At 41.9% G+C, this 19,819-nt stretch carries 21 protein-coding genes; 1 reads left to right on the top strand and 20 read right to left on the bottom strand.

Features of this window, described 5'->3' with window-relative positions:
- Positions 1 to 102 precede the first annotated feature (102 nt).
- The 11 genes from PHG87_01500 to PHG87_01450 form a co-directional block, all read right to left on the bottom strand.
- Positions 103 to 3,051, bottom strand: a complete 2,949-nt coding sequence (locus PHG87_01500) for a hypothetical protein (GenBank protein MDD5476878.1) — start codon at positions 3,049 to 3,051, stop codon at positions 103 to 105.
- A 161-nt stretch (positions 3,052 to 3,212) separates the two neighbouring features.
- Positions 3,213 to 4,688 carry a hypothetical protein gene (locus PHG87_01495; protein ID MDD5476877.1) on the bottom strand — a complete coding sequence of 492 codons (1,476 nt, stop codon included), beginning with the start codon at positions 4,686 to 4,688 and terminating at the stop codon, positions 3,213 to 3,215.
- Positions 4,689 to 4,698: 10 nt separating this feature from the next.
- Positions 4,699 to 5,364 carry a hypothetical protein gene (locus tag PHG87_01490; protein MDD5476876.1) on the bottom strand — a complete coding sequence of 222 codons (666 nt, stop codon included), beginning with the start codon at positions 5,362 to 5,364 and terminating at the stop codon, positions 4,699 to 4,701.
- Positions 5,364 to 5,867, bottom strand: a complete 504-nt coding sequence (locus PHG87_01485) for a DUF2833 domain-containing protein (protein MDD5476875.1) — start codon at positions 5,865 to 5,867, stop codon at positions 5,364 to 5,366. The genes PHG87_01490 and PHG87_01485 overlap by 1 nt, the downstream gene beginning before the upstream one ends.
- Position 5,868: 1 nt before the next feature.
- A complete protein-coding gene (locus PHG87_01480) occupies positions 5,869 to 6,078 on the bottom strand; it encodes a hypothetical protein (GenBank protein ID MDD5476874.1) in 210 nt (69 codons plus the stop codon).
- A gap of 124 nt (positions 6,079 to 6,202) precedes the next feature.
- Positions 6,203 to 7,243, bottom strand: a complete 1,041-nt coding sequence (locus PHG87_01475; protein MDD5476873.1) for a hypothetical protein — start codon at positions 7,241 to 7,243, stop codon at positions 6,203 to 6,205.
- 334 nt (positions 7,244 to 7,577) lie between these two features.
- Complete coding sequence (locus tag PHG87_01470; protein ID MDD5476872.1) at positions 7,578 to 8,102, bottom strand: recombinase family protein; 525 nt, start codon at positions 8,100 to 8,102, stop codon at positions 7,578 to 7,580.
- A 42-nt stretch (positions 8,103 to 8,144) separates the two neighbouring features.
- The gene (locus tag PHG87_01465) at positions 8,145 to 8,351 is read right to left on the bottom strand and encodes a hypothetical protein (protein ID MDD5476871.1); all 207 of its coding nucleotides are present in this window, start codon (positions 8,349 to 8,351) and stop codon (positions 8,145 to 8,147) included.
- A gap of 22 nt (positions 8,352 to 8,373) precedes the next feature.
- Positions 8,374 to 8,577, bottom strand: coding sequence for a hypothetical protein (locus PHG87_01460; protein ID MDD5476870.1), 204 nt, complete (start codon positions 8,575 to 8,577; stop codon positions 8,374 to 8,376).
- Between the two features lie 243 nt (positions 8,578 to 8,820).
- Positions 8,821 to 8,997 (bottom strand): helix-turn-helix domain-containing protein, encoded by a 177-nt coding sequence (locus tag PHG87_01455; GenBank protein MDD5476869.1) that lies wholly within the window; start codon positions 8,995 to 8,997, stop codon positions 8,821 to 8,823.
- Positions 8,998 to 9,230: 233 nt separating this feature from the next.
- Positions 9,231 to 9,452: a hypothetical protein gene (locus PHG87_01450; protein ID MDD5476868.1), complete on the bottom strand. Its 222-nt coding sequence runs from the start codon at positions 9,450 to 9,452 to the stop codon at positions 9,231 to 9,233.
- 480 nt (positions 9,453 to 9,932) lie between these two features.
- Between PHG87_01450 and PHG87_01445 the strand changes: the two genes are divergently transcribed.
- Positions 9,933 to 10,418 (top strand): NYN domain-containing protein, encoded by a 486-nt coding sequence (locus PHG87_01445; GenBank protein ID MDD5476867.1) that lies wholly within the window; start codon positions 9,933 to 9,935, stop codon positions 10,416 to 10,418.
- Positions 10,419 to 10,680: 262 nt separating this feature from the next.
- Here the strand turns inward: PHG87_01445 and PHG87_01440 are convergent, their stop codons facing one another.
- The 9 genes from PHG87_01440 to trxB all read right to left on the bottom strand — a co-directional run bounded on the left by PHG87_01440 (position 10,681) and on the right by trxB (position 19,815).
- On the bottom strand, positions 10,681 to 12,024 hold the full coding sequence (locus PHG87_01440; protein ID MDD5476866.1) for a chloride channel protein: 1,344 nt from the start codon (positions 12,022 to 12,024) through the stop codon (positions 10,681 to 10,683).
- A gap of 209 nt (positions 12,025 to 12,233) precedes the next feature.
- Positions 12,234 to 13,574: an MFS transporter gene (locus PHG87_01435; protein MDD5476865.1), complete on the bottom strand. Its 1,341-nt coding sequence runs from the start codon at positions 13,572 to 13,574 to the stop codon at positions 12,234 to 12,236.
- Between the two features lie 67 nt (positions 13,575 to 13,641).
- Positions 13,642 to 13,983: a DUF488 domain-containing protein gene (locus tag PHG87_01430; GenBank protein ID MDD5476864.1), complete on the bottom strand. Its 342-nt coding sequence runs from the start codon at positions 13,981 to 13,983 to the stop codon at positions 13,642 to 13,644.
- 71 nt (positions 13,984 to 14,054) lie between these two features.
- Positions 14,055 to 14,732 (bottom strand): hypothetical protein, encoded by a 678-nt coding sequence (locus tag PHG87_01425; GenBank protein ID MDD5476863.1) that lies wholly within the window; start codon positions 14,730 to 14,732, stop codon positions 14,055 to 14,057.
- Positions 14,733 to 14,799: 67 nt separating this feature from the next.
- Entirely contained in the window at positions 14,800 to 15,288 is a 489-nt protein-coding gene (locus PHG87_01420; GenBank protein ID MDD5476862.1) for an NYN domain-containing protein, read from the bottom strand.
- Positions 15,245 to 16,219: a lysylphosphatidylglycerol synthase transmembrane domain-containing protein gene (locus tag PHG87_01415; protein MDD5476861.1), complete on the bottom strand. Its 975-nt coding sequence runs from the start codon at positions 16,217 to 16,219 to the stop codon at positions 15,245 to 15,247. The genes PHG87_01420 and PHG87_01415 overlap by 44 nt, the downstream gene beginning before the upstream one ends.
- Positions 16,220 to 16,226: 7 nt before the next feature.
- Entirely contained in the window at positions 16,227 to 17,117 is an 891-nt protein-coding gene (locus PHG87_01410; protein MDD5476860.1) for a phosphoribosylaminoimidazolesuccinocarboxamide synthase, read from the bottom strand.
- Positions 17,107 to 18,903 carry a phosphoenolpyruvate carboxykinase (GTP) gene (locus PHG87_01405; GenBank protein MDD5476859.1) on the bottom strand — a complete coding sequence of 599 codons (1,797 nt, stop codon included), beginning with the start codon at positions 18,901 to 18,903 and terminating at the stop codon, positions 17,107 to 17,109. The genes PHG87_01410 and PHG87_01405 overlap by 11 nt, the downstream gene beginning before the upstream one ends.
- Positions 18,904 to 19,815, bottom strand: coding sequence for a thioredoxin-disulfide reductase (gene trxB / locus PHG87_01400; GenBank protein MDD5476858.1), 912 nt, complete (start codon positions 19,813 to 19,815; stop codon positions 18,904 to 18,906).
- Between the last annotated feature and the right edge of the window lie 4 nt (positions 19,816 to 19,819).

Here is a 19,819-nt window from a genome sequence, read left to right as displayed (position 1 = left end):
TCTACTACAAAAAATATGGTCTAAAGAATTCCTGGTTAAGCTTACTTTAATTTTGGGTATCATCTGGCTACTCCAACATATAATAAAGCTACCGCCACCTGTTTACCGATAAGTTCCTTGTTTATAAGTCTGAATCCCCACTCCAAATATTCCCAATAAAGAAACTGGCAATAACCCGGGCGCTTCCTGCAAAATATCGTACATATCTTGAATAACCATTGGAACGAATCTTTGTCCTATCTCTTTTGGTATATCTATCTTTTGTCCGGTTGCATCCTGGCCCTTTAATAAAGAAGTAATGAACGAGGCTACTGGAGATTCTTTTGATTCGATAAAGTGCTGAATAATATCAGCCCTTGTCATCGGCTTATAGCCTTCGCCTAAAGTCATCTCCTTGCCTGTGGTAGAACTGACAATCTTGCCAGTTATAATCCGAGAGGCCATTACAGATAATTGCTGAAAACCACCCCAGACATCGATGCGAGTATTACCTATCTTTACCTTACCAAAATCTGAACTCTTGGGATCTGTGCCAACCTCTGATCCTGCCATCTTTGCTAAAGTCAAAACGGTTACCCCGAATCCTAAAAAAGCCAACAGAGATTTTAAGGCTTCCTTTCTGACAAAAGGGTCCTGCTTAATATAATAAACAGGATTAAGGAGATTTATCCTTGACATAACGAGCCGCGGAGAGAAGAAAAAAGAATTAAGTGTTACTGATGCCTTTTGTAACCCGCCCGGAAGCGTTCCTCTGCCGGTAGCGTTATTAACAAAATCTGCTATCGCCATTGATAAATCCCTATTCTCTCGTGCTTTAAGTCCAGATAATTCTGCCTTATCTACTAAATCCTTAAAAACATCAAATCTTAATTTATTAAGAAAACCTACATAGGCCCGATTAGAGGCCTTAATACCTATCCCGACAAGAGGTATTTTTTCAGCCCAACTTGATAAAAATGCCTCTTCTCTTTCGCCGAGTAAAACATCCATGTCCGTAAGAGAAAGCTTGCTGTCGCGGGCTAATTGAAAATCAGGGTCTTTAATAATTGTGTCTTGGATTGCGTTAAACGCGACTTCGCTCTTAAAGGCCCCAAACATACGCTTAAATGAACCCCAGAATTGTTTAGGTTTTCCAATTAAAAATATCCCCTGTCTAAACGGAGCAGATAAATCGTAAGAAGCCATGATGGATTTAGGAATGTTTATTGTCTGATTCAAAACATATTTTACTTTCTCAAATAAAGGTTTCTTTTCTAAAATAGCTTTTGTAAATTCCTCACCGAATACTTTATTAAGCAAAGATACTTCGTTCTCCGTAGGGACCTTGCCGCCATATTCTCCGAATAACTTTCCAAGGCCTTCCCTGGCTGATAATTTATCCCATTCGCCTATTTTTGGGCTATCCTTAACCATATTAAAAAGAATATCTATGTCTTCTTGAGTAAGCTTATTACGGATCGCCTCAAATTCGGCTTTAGGCAACTCACCCTTCAACGCTCCTAATTGTGCATAATAACCTTTTTCCCCTCTTACCTTTTTCCCTACCGCCAGCATCTTGGCGAACTTCTGAGCGCGGGCTTTAGCATAGAGAGTTTCCTGTGTTCCTCTTACTGATTTAGCTTCCTTAAGTACAGAGATAACTTTCTGGACGGGATCACCAGAGGGTTGTTGTGGTTGCCCTTCTATGACCTTTGGAGGCTCTATTGGCGGTTTCCCCGTAATGATGTTTTTTTCTTTTATCGCCTTTAATGCCGCCTCTTTATATCTCTTATCTACTTTTTCTCCTGATACTTTATCCTGCGCAAGCATCTCTCTGGAGAGATCCTCCAGGTTATTTTTTTGGTCTTCGGTAAGAGTAACATCCAATTTCGCAGAAAGTTTATCGGTAAGTTCATCTACTTCTTCATCGGATATTTTTATTGGCTCTTTAGCTTCGCGCCGGTTTAACTCTCTATTAAGAACCTCGGCTTCTAATCCCTGCTCTTCCGTCCAATTTTCCATATTCCTACTTAATACCTCTGCGCGGTTATAAATTTCTTCAGTAGAAAGGGCTTTATGTTCATTGATCTTCTGGGCCATAAAATCTATTTTGCTTTGCTCGGTGGATAAATCAGGCGGTTTTATGGCAGGTATAGGCGTTTCAACTTTACCTTCAATTAAACCCGCTGGGGCCTGGATGGGTTTTCCTGCTATATCTACTCTTGTTTCAACAGCGGGCTCGGCCCCAAAAATACCCTTAACTTTAGCCCAATAAGGCTTATCTGTTAATGTAACAATCTTTTCTGCCGGCATATTGATATTTATCCCGTGTTCTAATGCCCCACGCGTATCATAACTATTTAATCCCAAACTACCGAATAAAGATTGCTGCTCAGGAGTAGTTAACCTACCTGTTTGATATATATCTCTTACTTGCTCGGCAGATAAATTTATAGTATTTGGCATTTTATAGCCGGTAATTTTATGTCTTAAAAATCCCTCTGCTAATTTAGGGGCTTTATTAAATACACCGCCCACAATCATAGCCTTACCGATAAAGTCGGCCAATTCTATGGTCGTAGTTACCTCGTCGCTAATTCCTTGTTCTTTTAAATTATTTATGAGCTTATCAGTAGGGATTGCCTTATCCAAGGCCCCGAAAGCAATCAATCCAGCAGCTGTGCCTATTGGATTAGTTACCGCACCTGCGGCCACTGCAGGAAGCATAGCCATCCCCATAAATTCTTTTCTATCCAAATCAGGAGTAATGCCGGTAACTTTTACGGAACGGCGCAATACTTCATAATTCTTATTTACTTCGCTTAAGGGTAATCCCGTAACATCCGATAAAGCATAGATATTCTGTGCTTTTGCAACATCTCTTTCAGGGTCTTTAAAGAAATTTATCATCTTATCAAACATTCCGGATTGAGGCGCCTGTCTAATTTCGGGGATAACCTTATCTTCCTGAACAAAACCAGAAGGCAAAGATGCCGTGGCCGTTTCTACTCCTGAGGCTTCCGGGGTAACTGCTGCCTGTTCCTCTAATTCAAAACCAGCGGGTATGGACATTTTTCTCTTCCGTCTGCTGCGTTATGTATCACTATCATTTCTCCGTCTTCTATCTCAAGTCTCGGCTCGCACACACATCCAGTCCCTTCAAGTTTATGTTCTATCCAGTCATCTAAGGGATAAAGGTGTGTCATATTAATTCGGTTTCTTGGCCAAACATTTTATTTTATCGGCTTATTAGTTTTTTCGTCATACCAAGTCAATCCGCCATCTTCAGAATATATCTTTTGTTTTGTGGCCGGATTAACAGCATATTGCCTATTAGGTTTCTTTGCTTCTTCTGCTAAATGATTGTCCAGATGAGTAGAGATTATTTCGCTTACTGCCCTTGCCGGATCTTCGCCAGTGTTTACTCTTTGCATATATTGCTTGAACATATCGGTTATTACTTCCTGCCTTAATCCAGTATCTTTACCGTTATTAAATAACCGCTGTAACCAGGTACGTTTAGGTAGGGATTTGTCAACTGTATCTTTGGTTACGCTTTGATTGAAAGTATACAAAACCTGAAAGTCATTATCTGTTAATTCACCAGTAGCGTTTTTTTGCAAAAGTTTCATCCTGATATCTGCTGGCTTCTTTGTTGTGTCAACCATCATCTCCGCAATATCATTAAAAGTACTTGCTTTGGTTTTTGCCCCTATTTTTTGTAAACTATTCAGATTATTCATCATCGTCGTTGCAAATCCATCGGATATTTTTTTATTAAAGTGGAGTTGTTTAACCTCGTCTCTGGTAAGCTCGCCTTTAAAGTATTTATCTATCAAACCCGATTCAGTCTGATCCTGAGCAACCATTGCTTGGAATCTCGCCCGTTCAGTAGTTTGCTTCGCGTCTATCTCGATTTGTTTACTTAAATCATCGAAAGCAGATTTTGGAATCCTATCTTGCACATCATTTAAAAGTCTTTGCGCCGGCAGAAGGCCATTTGTATTGAAAGTAGCCAATACCGCTGATTTTACTATTTTAGTTGCTACCTCGCCGTTCTTTACTTGTGCGGTATTCTCGTCATAGCCCATAAACCGATTATAATCGTCATTGAAAACTACAGCTTTACCTATTGCATTAATCAACGATGGAGTGTCTCGCAGTTGTGCAGCATCATTTTCCTGGAGAACTTGGCTGGATTCGTGAGCAACCTTGATACTCTCATCCGTTTGCTGACGTTCATGATTGGCTACCCTACTTTGAATAGACTCAAATCTGGAATCAAGCATTTTGGCTAAAGCATCTTGCTGCTCCGGATCTTTAACACCATCAAGGAGTTGCTTTCTCATTGTATAATATGTCTGATTGAATTCCTGGGTTATCCCATGAACTTGTTCTAATTTTCGGTTTAGTAATCCCTTAGGCTTACCACTATCATCTAATTCATTATTGTATTGAACATCCATCATCGTTTGACCAAATGCAGTATCTTTATTCAGGTTATCCCTTACCATTAATTCTTTTTGACGTTCCTGTGCTCTTTGAATTATAAGACTGGCTATCTTCATCCCTGTCTCGCCAAGTTTAGTAGTTGCTTCGGCAACGTCTGTTCCAAAGGCTCCCGGGGGCGGTCTTAATTCTTGAGGCGCCGATATGCTCGGGGTTACTCTATTAATCTGTCTTTCGTATGGAACTACTTTTATACTCATGTTATTTCTCTCAATATAATTTACCTGGGTACCAGCGTTTGTTAAATGCGTCTATTCCCGTTATCGATGCGGCAGTCCCTAGCAAAGTGGTACCTATGTTTAAATATGAAGCTGTTTTTGCTTGTTGGCCAGCCGCTCTAAATAGGTTGCCCTGACTATTCAATGCCCACCCCTTTTCGGCCGCCTCTTTTTTTACAGCCCAGGACTGAATGTCAGCATTGTAGCGGATGTTGGCAGCATCAAGCTTAGCTTTGTTTGTGGTGTCTCCTAAGATGTCGTCAGCTGTGACCCCATAGATCCCCAAGGCCCCCATGGCCGCTTTCTGAGCACCTTTAACAGTCTTGATATCTCCTGCTAATTCTTTACTTTTTTGGGCTGCCTCATTCTGCAGTATAGTTGTTTGCTGATCTGCAGTTTTTACCGCTGCTTCTGCTTCGCGGGCGTTTTGGTCGGCTAAATATTTGTAATATTTGTCTTGAGACTGGCCTTGTTGGTACGCACCGTAGGCCGATAAACCTCCGCTTGCAGCGGCTAAACCTGCTGCCGCTAATGTTAAGTTAGCTGCTGTTGCTGCGGCAGCGGTCATCCCGGCTGTTCCCGCTACGGCCGTAGTGACACCTGCTGCGCTTGTTGCGAAAGCAGTTGCTATCGGTATTGCCGCGGCAAAAACACACATTATAATGTCCTCCTAAAATAGAAATAACAAAATAGCTTGCCTTCGATACCATAAGGTTTTGGTTCTTCTATCTTGGCCCCGCACCAGCGGAGCCATTTAATAGACTGAACGTTCTGCATGTCTACCCAGTTCTCTAACATGGGGTAGCGTTGAAGCATTCCTTTTATAAAATATCTTGAACGCTTTATGAAGGCTCTTTGTATTTTCTCCAATTCCGGAGAAGCCAGAAGCCAGATGATTGCAGAATTGCCAAGTAAAGTCTGAGGGCAAATTCCCAGCATTGCGATCGCCTTTTCGTTGCGCTCTATGGTAAAACATAATTCAGATTCTTGGAACCCACCCAGAAGAGCTGTCTCTGGAGTCATATGGTGTGATTTCCATATCTCTCGGATATCCGCTTCACGCACATTGCTTGCCAACTGGAATACGTCACTTATTTCCGCATCTCTGACTAATGCGAGTTTTGATTTATAATAATATTTCCGCTCTTGCACTGTTTGCATATTAACCACCTACTACAGGTTTAGAGGACATTTGGGCGAAATATAATGGTTGATGCTTCTTTTTGAGTTGAACATCTGCATTGAGACGGATACAGACCTCATCCAATTTTTCTCTGTTAGCAAGGTCTTTTTCAGTCAGGCCGTAGAAACCCGCTTCTGCCAGAATGCTTTCTACGCTCGTTCTATTCTTGATTCGCTTCTCTTTTTTCATTCGATTCTCCTACCAGTTTAAAACTTAGAAGAGTTCTAAATAAAAAAACCGTTTTGATTTATTCAATCATCACGGCTAAATTATAATTAATTCTTTCAATCTTAGATAATGGTGTTTTTTGTGGCTATTTTGGAGAGGTTTTCGCCATACGTTTGCGGTGAGAAATGACTTCTTTGGCGATATTACGGAGACTTATATGTTTCTCTAAAGGAATAACGGATTCAATAGATTCTTTGAGATAATCAAGGAATGGGCCATGAGTCGGACCTTTACTGTAATCAGGATAATTAATAAGGGTTGGTTCTTTCCCTGTATATTTCTTCCAGACATCAGCTAAACCATAAACAGTTTTAAAAATGGCAGGGTGACCTATACCGGGTTTACCAGGATCATCTATGAGCTTACCACATATTATTTTGAGACGATAGATTGAATCATCCACTGCTTGTAATGTTATATTGGTGTAAGGTTGACTGCCAAGAGATTTGGCGTATTCAGGGAATGATGAATAAGGAAACCATAGGAATTCTTTTTTAAGTTGAATTGTATCTGGGTGGGAGGATTGTTGCAAGAAAAACTCTAATTCCTTCTCTAAAGACTGTATACTCTCATATAATCTCTTAAATCGAGAAATACTTTCTGTGCGTTTGAGGGTTAACGGATCTTTATAAGCACCTACTATATTCTCCGAAAAGAAATCTTCAATTTTAGCTCTTTTACTGATTAATGATAAGTCTACTTTTGTTTCTTTTATAGATGAAGATGTTTTTGTTTGGGACGCGATTTTTATCGCCTTTAGTGCTGCTTCTTTAACCCAAGTATCTATTTCCTTCCCGAATGTACTCTCCTGAGATAGTGAATTCTTAATTAAATTCTTGAGGTTATTTTTCTGTTTATCGTTAAGGCCAATATCCAGTTCACAGAAAAGCTTATCAGCGAGTTTATTTACTTCTTCTGGGGTTGCCTTTTTTGAACCTATACTTGAAGATAATCTACCAGCCAAAAGAGAAACGCACTCTCTAGTCTCCTGCAATGCGGATTCTTCCTGGTCTGGTAGAAAATGTGAAGCAATCTTGTTTTCTATCTTTTTAGGATAGTTAACGGGGCGACGTTCAACTATCTCCCCCCAGACTGTTGGGTTCAAATACCGGCTATTCCTTGGCATTCCTTTAACCCTTCTCTCACCTTCTTCGTAATCTCGTCTTTTTTCTCTGATAATATGGGGAAAACTTACTATTTCAAAAGTATTGCTCGATTTATATCGACCAATGAATTATCGATTTGATTTAAAGAATCTTCTATACGATACAAGGACCTGCTTAATTTAGCTGTTCCCGAGCTTATTGCCCATCTTAACAAGATAGCTGCTAACAGGAAAAAAAGAATTTTCCTTATAGTAGGTTTCTTTAGGAACTCCCTAATGTCTTTATACGTCATTTTATCATACTACTATTTTTGATGCTTTAGAGAAATCTCATGTTTATTATTATATCACTTCGTTATCTTTTATGATACCTCAAAAGATAACCTGATTTCCTTCTTGGCTTACTGTCTTTCTTGCCTTTCGGTCTACCTAATCTTTTGCCGTCTTTTCTTGCGCGCTCAAGGCCTGCTTTAGTACGCTCTACGATCCGCTTTCTCTCTTGCTTCGCCACCCAAGCAAGGACTGCGATCATTACTTCCCCGGGCCCATCATTCGTATCAACCCACGATTCCTGCAGAGATCTTAAAGCAACTCCGTTCTTTCTAAGACGCTCAATATAGCCAAGGGTATTTGATATGCCCTCTCTACTTAACCTATCAAGCGACCAAATAAGCAACAGGTCAAATTTTCGCTTATCTGCATCATCAAACATCTTAAGAAACTCTTTCCGATCGCCATTGCTGCCAGAAGACATATCAACATACTCATGCGTAATTTCTCCCCCGAGGGCCCGGGCATAGTCTCTTAAGGGATTAATCTGATTACCCGGGTCCTGTGATTCATCATTTTTCGATACCCTGCAATATAGTGCTATCTTCATCTTTATTCTCTCCATCTTACTCAACCTTATGCTTCCGTCTAATTAGAGCCCCGCTGTTACTTTGATCTCTTCGATAGCTTTTTGGGCTCTATCCGAAAGACATTCCAGTATCATGCTTAACTCTTCCATACCGCCGTCATGCGGATACTCAGGTAATGCGCCGGCAATAAAGAATATGCTTTTATTCACGCGTTCTATTTCGTTTAAAGCTGGATCGATGTCTAAATTACTTATCTGTTTTTTAGCCATAACTTCCTCCTTTTGATTATGTTTATATTTTGCAGCAACGCCCGAATGTCACTAACCTTAAAATTTTTCTTACTCTATAAACTGTTAATCCAACGAAACGAGCAAACGGATCCTGTAGAGCTTCAAAAAGCTGAGGATTCTCCACTTCTAACTGCCACAATTTAGCTATTTTTTCCGCTTCCTTCCAGTCCTCCGATGTTCGATCTGCCAATCTTTTCATTGCCATAATCACCTCCTCTTATTTTTCCTTTAAAAGCAATTTCTCGATATCGTCCCAAAAGAATAATATTCTTCTGCAATTTGCCTTAAGCTTAAGCGGCCGTACCCCAGGCAGAAGTTTGGGCCAGTCGTTTTGCAAATACTTAACACTGTATTTTAGGCGCTACGCTATAGTTTCAAGATCTACGATTTCTCTTACCATAACCACCTCCTTTTACTTGCGCCTTGTAAAGTTTCGGGGTAAAAAAATCTACTTCTCTGCCAAATATTTATATATTTCTTCTTCCGAGAAAAATTTATACTTACTCTCAATATGCTCTACTGGCTTAATCTTTCCTTCTTTTACAAGATAAGCTAATCCCTGCCGAGTAATGCCAAGCCTCTTGGCCGCTTCTTCTGATGTATACAATTTAGTTTTATTTTCCATCTTGGTATTAGTTTAACACATCACTTGCTACTTGTCAAGTAGAATTATTAGAGAATTATTAGAGAAAGCAGCTTACTTTTTCTTGCGGGAATACAAAATACCCCTGCTCTTTGTACTTGACTTTAAGCGGAGATTGGGAAATTCCGACTTCGGATTTAGATAGACCTTTTCTTTCGCCTTCGGGTATCTCATAATAAATCAGCCACCTATGGCATTATCTCCTGCTAAATAGTTTAGAGAGTTTTGGCTAATTCTTTGATGAAACGCTCAGCCTTATCCCGAGCTATACTTTCTACATTCTCAAGCTTTTCAGTTCCCGGGATCATAACCTCTACATCTATGTCGTGCCGATCCCCAACCACTTCTGTTTCATGCTCTCCGGAATTAAACGTTACGAAATGCCAAAGGTTAGGCGAATTCGCAAAAACAATCTTAACTATTTTTAATTCAGACACAGCAACCTCCTTTAATTTATCTAATAAAATAATGGGAAGGGTTAAGCGGTGGACCTTCGCTATACTCAGCTAAGGTTATCCTCCGCCTGGCTTGCTTTGCCTTTTTATCTCTGCAGATCCCTAAAGCAGAACCATCACCTTTGGGTTCCGGTTTCCCGGGCCAAGAGCCAACCCTTCATTACCACAACCCAATGGAATCCTTCGTTTCAAGTTATCCGGAGTCCAGCCAGAGTATTAGCCAGAGTTTCCGGGCCCTACGCGCGAGAAGGCAGGGGCTGTTTCAGATGATGAGCAATAAATTTGCTCATTACTCCCACCCCCCTTCAGGTTGTGATTCTAAGGTTATATTATCCTCTTCCAAAGACCTGGAATCAATCATTTTTTATCCACTTTATAACATTAGTAATGCTCTTAAATAGTTTCATTTCCTAAGATTTTAATTTGGGTTGACAGATAATTGAAAAGGTATAAAATAATCACATGAACCAAAACGAAAATAATTATGCTTTCATAGACAGCCAGAATCTTAACCTAGCTATCCGGGACCAGGGCTGGGAATTGGATTTTAAAAGATTCAGGCAGTATTTAAAAGACACGCTTGATATAACGAAGGCTTTTATTTTCATAGGCTTTGTTCCTACTAACCAAAGCCTTTATACCTCTCTGCAACAAAAAGGTTATATCTTGATCTTCAAACCTACCTTACGTCTACCAGATGGGAAAGTAAAAGGTAATACGGATGCAGAATTAGTGCTGCATGCTATGCTGGAATATCCTAACTACGACAAGGCCGTCATCGTTACCGGGGATGGGGATTGCTACTGTCTGATTAAGCATCTTAAGAAACAAGGCAAATTAAAGCGGCTAATCATACCTAACCAGCTTAAATACTCTTCTCTTCTGCGCGAATTTGCCCCAGATATGCTTTTTATGAATGGCTTGAAGGATAAACTGCGGTATAAATGAAGAAGAGGCATTACCGCGGGACGGAACCCTTTGGCTTGCCTCTCATCGTGATCCAATAGAAATATACCTTACAAAACCGCTTCTGTCAAGCCTTATTTCTGCCTTCTCCTGACCTTTTTCTTTGCGCCCACACTCTTCAAATTTACCTCAAAACAGCCACACTAAACCAAGCTCAACGCAACCTCCGTTACCCTCTCCATAATCCGTCTATAAGGTATCCATCGGTCAGCCAAAATTGCGAATGAAAACTTTTTTCATAGCCTCATTTTACTTTACGAAATATTCTAATCATTTTTAATATGGTCCCGGTAAGGCTTTTCTGACGTGGATTAGCTTCTGCAAGCACGTTTTCCATCGCTTTTCCAGTTTCCACATTAATAGATGAAGATTTTTTCATGGAAAGGATTTGTGACGGGTATACACTTCTATGACCCGTAATAAGGAAACTTACTATACATGCTACCGTGGCATAAGGGGCTATGCCTGTCCCGAAGAGTTCCATAGCCATAATACTTGCTGCGATTGGCGTATTGGCTGCTCCGGCAAGAACGCCCACTAAGCCTATAGCTGCAAAAGTGGCTATATCTAATCCTGCAAGCGACGCAAATAGAGTCCCAGCCGAAGATCCTACGAAGAAAATAGGTGTAACTATACCTCCGCTCCCGCCAAAGCTGAGTGTAATGGCGGTAAAAATACTTTTCATAGGAAAAGCATACCAGGCTGTTTTAACACCGCTCAAAGAATGTTCTATGGTATCAAGCCCCAGCCCAAGATATCGCTTTGAAAATATGAATGTAAGAGCTATTAAGGCAACACCGCCAATCAACCCTTTTAGTGGCGCCCACATCTGTAGCTTCTTAGATAGACTATCTCCGAATTTTAACGTCTCAATGAGAATTAACGAACAAAGCCCGAAGAATATACCGGCCATAACGACCTTAATGAAAAACCACTCGCTAAAGACAGGAGCTAAAAGTACCGGATGATGAAAATATGTTACACTAAGCGATGCTGATACATGATAACTAACGATGCCTGCGATAAATGAGGGCAGAAGAACATCATATAAAATAGCGCCGACAAAAAGAACCTCTACACCGAATATTGCGCCAGCTATAGGAGTTCCGAATACTGAAGCAAAGCCTGCGCTTATACCGCATATGACGAGTTTCCTGCGCTCATTGTCATCAAATCTAAAAATATCAGCAAAAATAGATGAGATGCCAGCGCCTATCTGAGCACACGGTCCTTCTTTACCAACCGAACCGCCCGAAGCTATTGTAATTATAGTAGCCAACAGCTTAACCGGAACAACTGCTGCTTTTATTTTACCCGCATGCTTATGAACCGCCTCGATCACTTTCTCCGTTCCATGCCCTTCAGCATCAGGTGCTAAATATTTCACCATTACAGCACTGAGAAACATTGCCACAGGCAATAGAAGAAAATAATAAGGATATTGCGAGCAAGCCCTTGCGCTCCAATTTAAGAGTTTTAAAAATACAGTGGTAGATAAACCAACTACGACACCAGCAAGAGTGGCCAGGAATACCCATTTAATTACACTTATAAATAAAATAGTTTCTTCTTTTAATCTTCTTCTCATTTTTAACCAGTTCTAGTCAATACACCAGAATCGCTTGCATTCGGTTATTTTTATGGTTTCCTTATCACCAAATCCTGCTCAAATACGGTACGATAGTCGTATAATACTGCCCCCATCGGCCATCCAAAAGTGCGGACAAAAACCTTGTTTTTTGTAATCTCTTTATTGCTCATATTGTTATACAAATTTTCGCGTCTCTACTTTTAATACTACGGCGAGGTTGTTTCAATGCCAACAGCAGCTTTTCTTTCCTCCGCCATATCAAGGCTAGTGTGTTTGGTTTCTTTGGAAAACCACAAAGCAATAAATGTCAATATTCCAAGCGCCGAAAGATATACTCCGACAGCGCCAACTCCATAATTCCGGGCAAGCCAGACAGCCGCAAACGGAGTCAAAGCAGCGCCCAAAATAGAGGAAATATTATAGGAAATACCCGAACCGGTATAGCGCACATTCGTGGGAAACAGCTCTGGCAGGACTGCTGACATCGGGCCAAAAGTCAGGCCCATTAGCGCCATGCCAATGCACAAGAAAATCAGCATAAGCCCCATATTCGCCCCGTTCCCTGTTCCCATAACCGCAGGATCAAGAAAAAATTTAAATGTTAAACCAAACAGGATAATGGCAGCGGTCACCAACAAAAGAAAGCCGCGGCGGCCGTACTTATCCGCCAGCCAACCGGCAACCGGAATCATCCCCGCGAATAAAAGCACGGAAAGAAGCTGCAGCACCAGAAAACCGCGGTAACCAATGCCTAAAAAACCCAGCTCTGTTGACCCGATGGCGTAGGAGAGTATCCAAGTGGTCATCAAATAAAACAAACCGTACGTAGCAAGCATAATAAAAGCACCTTGCAGAAGTTTCTTAAGATGATGCTTCATCGCAACGGCCAAGGGTGTTTTAAGTTTTTCGCCGCGAGCCAAGGCCCGCGCAAACACCGGCGTCTCATCAAGCTTAAATCGCACATACAACCCCACTGCCACCATTACCACTGAAGCCAAAAACGGAATCCGCCAACCCCAAACAAGGAAATCACTTTGCAAAGAAGCCTCGATAGAATTGTAGTTAAAAAACATGGTAAGCAGCAAAAAGAAACCGTTGGCCAGAATAAAACCGAATGGCGCGCCTAATTGCGGCCACATCGCAGCCCAGGCTCTTTTGCCCTCTTTTGCGTTTTCAGCCGCCAAAAGCGCAGCACCCGACCATTCTCCGCCAAGCCCAAGCCCTTGGCAGAAACGTAAAATCGTCAGTAACACAGGAGCCAGCAAACCGATGCACATAACTGTAGGCAACAGACCGATAAGGAATGTGGCGATCCCCATAGTCAAAAGCGACCCGACAAGAGTTGCTTTCCGGCCGATTCGATCCCCAAAATGCCCAAATACCACCGAGCCAATCGGCCGCGCCACAAAAGCAACACCAAAAGTCGCCATGGACGCAAGAAGCGCCGCTCCCGCGTCAGTCTTCGGAAAGAAAAGAAGCGGGAATACCGAAACGGCAGCAGTAGCATAGATGTAAAAATCGTAGAACTCGATCGTCGTGCCGACCATACTGGCAATGACAATACGAATACGCGATACGCCGGAATTATCAGTAGGCAAACGTTTCTTTTCTAGTTTAATTTTCTTCAATGTATTCTTTTAACGCTTGCGCATTATTATACTGATCGTCTTTAGCCGCATATAATAGTGTAACGCCGTTTTTAGCTCTTTTCATGATTTCACCAATAACGGTCTTCTTACTGCTAAGCTCATTAAAATACTTCTGCTTAAATATGGCCCATTTTTCTGGATCATGCGCAAACCATTTTCTCAAGTTATCTCTGGGAGCAATGTCTTTTAACCAAAGATCAATTCTTGCCTTCTCTTTACTCATACCCCTTGGCCAGAGACGATCAACCAAGACCCTAAAACCATCGTCTTTGGCTGGCTGCTCATAAATTCGCTTGACCTTAATCATATTCTGCTTTAAAGAAATAAACCCCGCGCCGCCAGGCACGGGGTTTATTTCTTAGGTAAGAACCAAATACATTACTTCTTTTTTAATCTTTCCACAGTCTCGGCCACAAACTTTCCGGCGATATCTTTGCACCCTAACCCAAAAGCCAGGGCTAAACCTAATCCCACAGCGCCTAGGATTATAGAAATGGTCAATTCGGTTATGCGGATACCAATTTGCAACTGCTCCAATGCCACGAAAATTGCAAAAGCAATAACCACCGTCTCCACTACTTGAGCTAAAAGCCTGCCATGGCTTAATCCGGCGTTACTTGCCGCGGTTTTCACGATATTTTTCAATAAGGTTGATACGAACATCCCTAAGATCAGGATGAACAACGCGGAAATAACATTGGGGATATAAAGAATAACTTGTTTTAATAAATCGGCGGCAATAGTTACCCCCACAGCGTTTATGGCAACCATAAAGGTTATCAAAAGGCCCAACCAATAACAAATTATAGCGATTAAATCGGATAAGGAATAAGTTATCCCGCCTTTACTCAGCAGCTTATTAAGTTCAATACGTTCAGAAATATCATCGAGTTTGACTAATTTAAGAGCCTTGCTAATAATAGACCTAACAACTTTGGAAAGTAACCAACCAATGATCAAAATAATGATCACCAGCAATGCGTTGACCATGAATTGGCTAATTTGAGCCAAAACTACACGCGCAGGTTCTAGTAGCACTACTTGCCAACTGCTCATATTACCCTCCTTTTTTGTGTTGTTATTTATATAACTCTATCATGATTAACCGGTTATGTCAATTCATTTATTCCAGCCATTTTTTCTTTAACTCCGCGTTTATTTTCTGCATTGCGGAATAAGTCAACTTGAAATCAGCTGCATCCGATCCTATGGCAGGATTCAGCTTCTTATTTTTCTTACCACAGATAAATTCCTCCACACCACAGGACCGAGCGTGTAAAAACCTGCTCATTAATTGCACTTCCTTGTCATCCGAAACTACGACAATATTTCTGGGGCAAGCTGACTTTTCAACTACCTGCTTGATCAATTCATCCGCCTCAATCATCCGCGAAAATAAACAAACCAGGCCGGCTTCTTGAGGAATATCCTGACCGGCCGGAGGATAACCATCAAAAATAAGGGTAAGGGTATTATTTTTACTGCCGGTTAACTTGTTTAATTTGATAAAATCAGCCAGGCAATGACAGACATTCGCAGGTAGTTTTACAGCGGGCCTAAAGTGCGGGTTATTTATGAGATTGTATCCGTCGATGATGTACTGTAAGGACATAGATGAGTCCTCCGATAGCACCGTAAAAAACGACAAAAGAAAACGATAAAAGTGACATAGCTAAGGCCAATTGTTTTATCACCCCGGCCTTGGCAAAATAAACCACAAACAGGCCTTCCCTTAAGCCCAGCCCTCCTATGGCAATAGGAAGCAGGGTAATCGCGCTGATAATCGGTAAAAAGATGAGGAAATAAATAAAATTTATTTTTATCCCTAAAGAGAGCCCGATAAAATAAACGCAGACCGGGCAAAGAGCCTGGATTAGAAATGAAAGGGCTAAATTAAAGAGGATCATCTTTTTATGGTTGCGAAAGATATGGATTTCCCGGTGCATATCTTTGATTGTCTCTCTTATTTTTCCCGCGTTAGGCACCGTTAAAAACCTGCTAATCCTGGAATAAATAGAATTATTAAATAGGATTAACAGGATAGCTACCAGCAAAATTACAATAACGGAAACAGAAGTAAAAACAACTTTATCTAAGACCAAATTCCTGCCCAGCAATAAAGAAGGTATGATTACAAACACCAAGCCGATATAGCCGCTGAATCTATCCAAAAAAACCGTGGCAATGACTTCCTTTGCCTTATTGGTATGCCCGGCAAGGTCAACCGCCCTAACCAGGTCTCCTCCGATAGTCGAAGGTAAAAAAATGCTAAAAAAAACACCTCCGGAAAATGCACTCACCAGCCTCTTTAAAGGAATATCAAATCCCGCTGCCCTAAGCAGCATCCGCCAACGGAAAAAACCAAAAAGATAAATAAGGAAATACACCACAAAGCCAATAAATAAAAACATTTTATCCGCGCCTTTTATATCCCCGAGCAAAGCATAGACATCGATTTTGTTAAACTTAAACAAAAGGACTAAAAGTACAATACTTACGCCAATTCTTAATAAGAGAGATAATGTGCTTTTAAACTTCATCATTTTTAGCTTATATTGATTTTGTGGTTAATTTCCGGTAAGCGTCCAGGTATTTTTCCCTTGTTCTATCGATTATTTCTTCGGGTAGCGCCGGAGCAGGCGGGGCCTTATCCCAATCCAGAGTCTCAAGGTAATCCCGCACAAATTGTTTATCAAAACTCGGCTGGGGGTGGCCCGGCTGATATTCATCCAGCGGCCAGAAACGCGATGAATCCGGGGTAAGCACCTCATCGATAATAATCAAGCGGCCGTTATATATGCCAAACTCAAACTTGGTATCGGCAATAATAATCCCTTTTTGCAAAGCATAATCGCCGGCCCGCCGGTAAACAGCGATACTTATTTTCTTCAGGTTCGTGGCAATATCCGCTCCTACTAAATCCTCAACATATTCCTGATCAACATTTTGATCATGCCCGACATCCGCCTTAGTCGACGGGGTAAATATGGCTTCCGGCAGCTTATCCGATTCCCTTAAACCCTTAGGCAGGCTGATACCGCAAACTGATTGTTTTTTTTGATATTCTTTCCAGGCTGACCCGCAAAGATACCCCCTCACAACGCACTCAACCGGCAAAGGCTTGGTTTTTAAAACCAGCATCGAGCGTCCGGCTAAATCCGATTTATATTTTTTCAAGTTAAGAGGATATTTATCTATATCGGTAGTAATTAGGTGGTGCGGGATTATATCTTTGATAAAATCAAACCAAAATTCAGATATGCCGGTTAAGACCTTACCCTTATCCGGTATCCCGCAAGGCAGGACTACGTCAAAACAGGATATGCGGTCAGTAGAAACAATTAAAAGTTTATCCCCTAAATCATAAACATCCCTGACTTTACCGCGGCGAAAAAGTTTTAAATCCCTAAACTCGGTTTTTAAAAGGACGTTACTGCCCATAACGCTTAAACCTCTCCAATAAGGCATAATACTCATTCCATAACTCTTTGGGCAGGTCCTTCTTAAAATCACCAAAGAATTTATTCACCCCTTTTAATTCCTCCAGCCACTCCTCCTTATTGATCTTAAATAATTTCTCCAGCGCCCCCTCGGCAAGATTAAGGCCGGTCAGGTCAATATCAAACGGGTAAGGAAGATACCCGATCGGAGTTTGCATCGCGTTTACTTTATTATTACAGCGGTCCAATATCCATTCTAAGATCCTTAAATTTTCGCAGAATCCCGGCCATAAAAACTTACCCTGACCATCCGTGCGAAACCAGTTCACATGGAAGATCTTTGGCTGCTTGGCCATCAGCTTACCCATATTTAACCAATGCTGAAAATATTCCGCCATATTATAGCCGCAGAAAGGAAGCATCGCCATCGGGTCCCGGCGTACCTGCCCCAGTTTACCAACTTGGGCGGCAGTTAACTCTGAACCCATCGTCGAGCCGACAAACACACCATGCTGCCAATTAAATGATTCATAAACCAGCGGAGCGACATGCTCCCGCCTTCCTCCAAAAACAATCGCCGAAATCGGCACACCGTGATGCTGCTCCAGGCGAAATGATGCCGAAGGACAGTTAGTAATCGGGGTGGTAAAACGCGAATTAGGATGGGCGCCTTTAACCACTTTGCCTTGGGTATCCAAAGTGTTTGGTTTCCAGGAATGGCCTTTCCAATCGATACCTTGGCTGGGCACTTCTCCGTCAGCGCCCTCCCACCAAACCGTATTATCCGGCCGTAAAAGAACGTTTGTATAAATAGTATCTTTTTTTATAGTCTCGACCATATTTGGATTTGCTTTTGAGTTTGTCCCGGGAGCAACTCCAAAAAAACCTGTTTCCGGATTAATCGCCCAAAGCGAACCGTCGGAATCAACCCGCATCCAGGAAATATCATCGCCCACGGTCCAAATGCGGTAACCCTTATTTTTAAGCCCTTCCGGAGGAATCATCATCGCCATGTTTGTTTTTCCGCAAGCGCTGGGAAAAGCCGCGGCAATATATTCAACATGGCCGTTGGGCTCCTCAATACCCATAATCAGCATATGTTCAGCCATCCACTTTTCTTTCCTGGCGATAAAACTGGCAATCCGCAGCGAAAGGCATTTTTTGCCCAAAAGGACATTTCCGCCGTAACCGGAACCTACGCTCCAAATAGTATTATCCTCCGGAAAATGTAAAATTAATCTCTTCTTGATATCTAATTGGGCTTTAGAGTGAAGGCATTTGGTAAAACCGTCGTCTTTTTCAAGCTGCCTTAAAACCGGCTCTCCGCAACGGGTCATAATTAACATATTCAAGACTACGTACCGGGAATCAGTCAGCTCTACTCCGATCTTACTAAAAGGAGAACCCACCGGCCCCATCGAGAAAGGAATGACATACATTGTCCTGCCGGCCATAGCGCCTTTAAATATTGCCTTGGCTTTTCGATATGCCAAAGCAGGCGACATCCAGTTATTATTCGGCCCGGCATCGTGTTTTTTCTTAGTACAGATAAAAGTCAGGTGTTCAGTCCGGGCCACATCATCATGGGCAGTGCGGTGCAAAAAACAACCCGGCAGCTTTTCCTGGTTCAAACGGATCAAGTCACCGGAGCTTACCGATTGTTTTTCCAAAGCTAATTTTTGCTCTTCGGTGCCGTCGATCCAGACGATATCCTGCGGACCGCAAAGCTTGGCCATTTTATTTACCCAATCGAGGAGTTTTTTATTGGTTGTAGGAATTTTTTCCATCTATTTACCCCTGCCGGCAATAAACTTATAGGCGGAGTCAGCTGCCACTGCCCCATCAGCACAAGCATTGATCACCTGATATAGCCCTTTTTTACGGCAATCGCCGCAAGCAAATACCCCTTCCACAGAAGTAGCCATATTTTCATCAGTAACCATAAATCCGGCTTCATCCATTTCTAACTTGCCTTTTAAGAAAGTCGTTTCCGGCTCATAGCCAATGTAGATAAAAACTCCGTCACAGCCAAAATCCTTTTCTTTGCCGCTTAAAACATCTTTGATTGTAACCGCCTCCACCTTCTGCGATCCCTTGATCTGCGTAACTACGCTGCTTAAAATAAAATTTATTTTTTTATTCTCCTGCATTTTTTCCTGAAGTATCAGGGCAGCCCGCAGATCCTGGCGGCGGTGAATCACGCTCACCGAACTGGCAAAACGGCTCAAATATATCGCTTCTTCGGCAACCGCATTTCCTCCTCCAATAATGACCACCTTCTTTTTTTTAAAAAAAGGCCCATCGCAGGTAGCGCAATAAGAGACACCCCTGCCGGTATATTTTTCTTCACCCGGTATATTTAATTTACGCGGCCTGGCTCCGCTGGCAATAATAATCGCGCAGGCTTGATAATCCCCGTTTGTGACCTTGATTGTTTTTTTAAGGCAATCTAGATCCACCACCTCATCGTTTATGATTTTTACCCCCAACTCTTTAACCTGGGTTTCCATACGCCCGGTCAGTTCATGCGTAGAAATCCCTCCGGGAAAACCCGGATAATTTTCGATAGTTTCACTCATCAGGATCCTGCCGCCGAGCGCCATCTTTTCAATCAACAATGTATCCAGCCGGCTGCGCCCGGCATAGATAGCCGCGGTTAATCCCGCCGGCCCGCCTCCGATAATAATTAAATCATGCATTGAT

This window comes from Candidatus Omnitrophota bacterium (genome assembly GCA_028716245.1).
Lineage (GTDB): Bacteria > Omnitrophota > Gorgyraeia > Gygaellales > Profunditerraquicolaceae > UBA6249.
The sequence above is the reverse complement of the archived record's forward strand: the minus strand, read 5'-3'. Positions and strand labels throughout refer to the sequence as shown.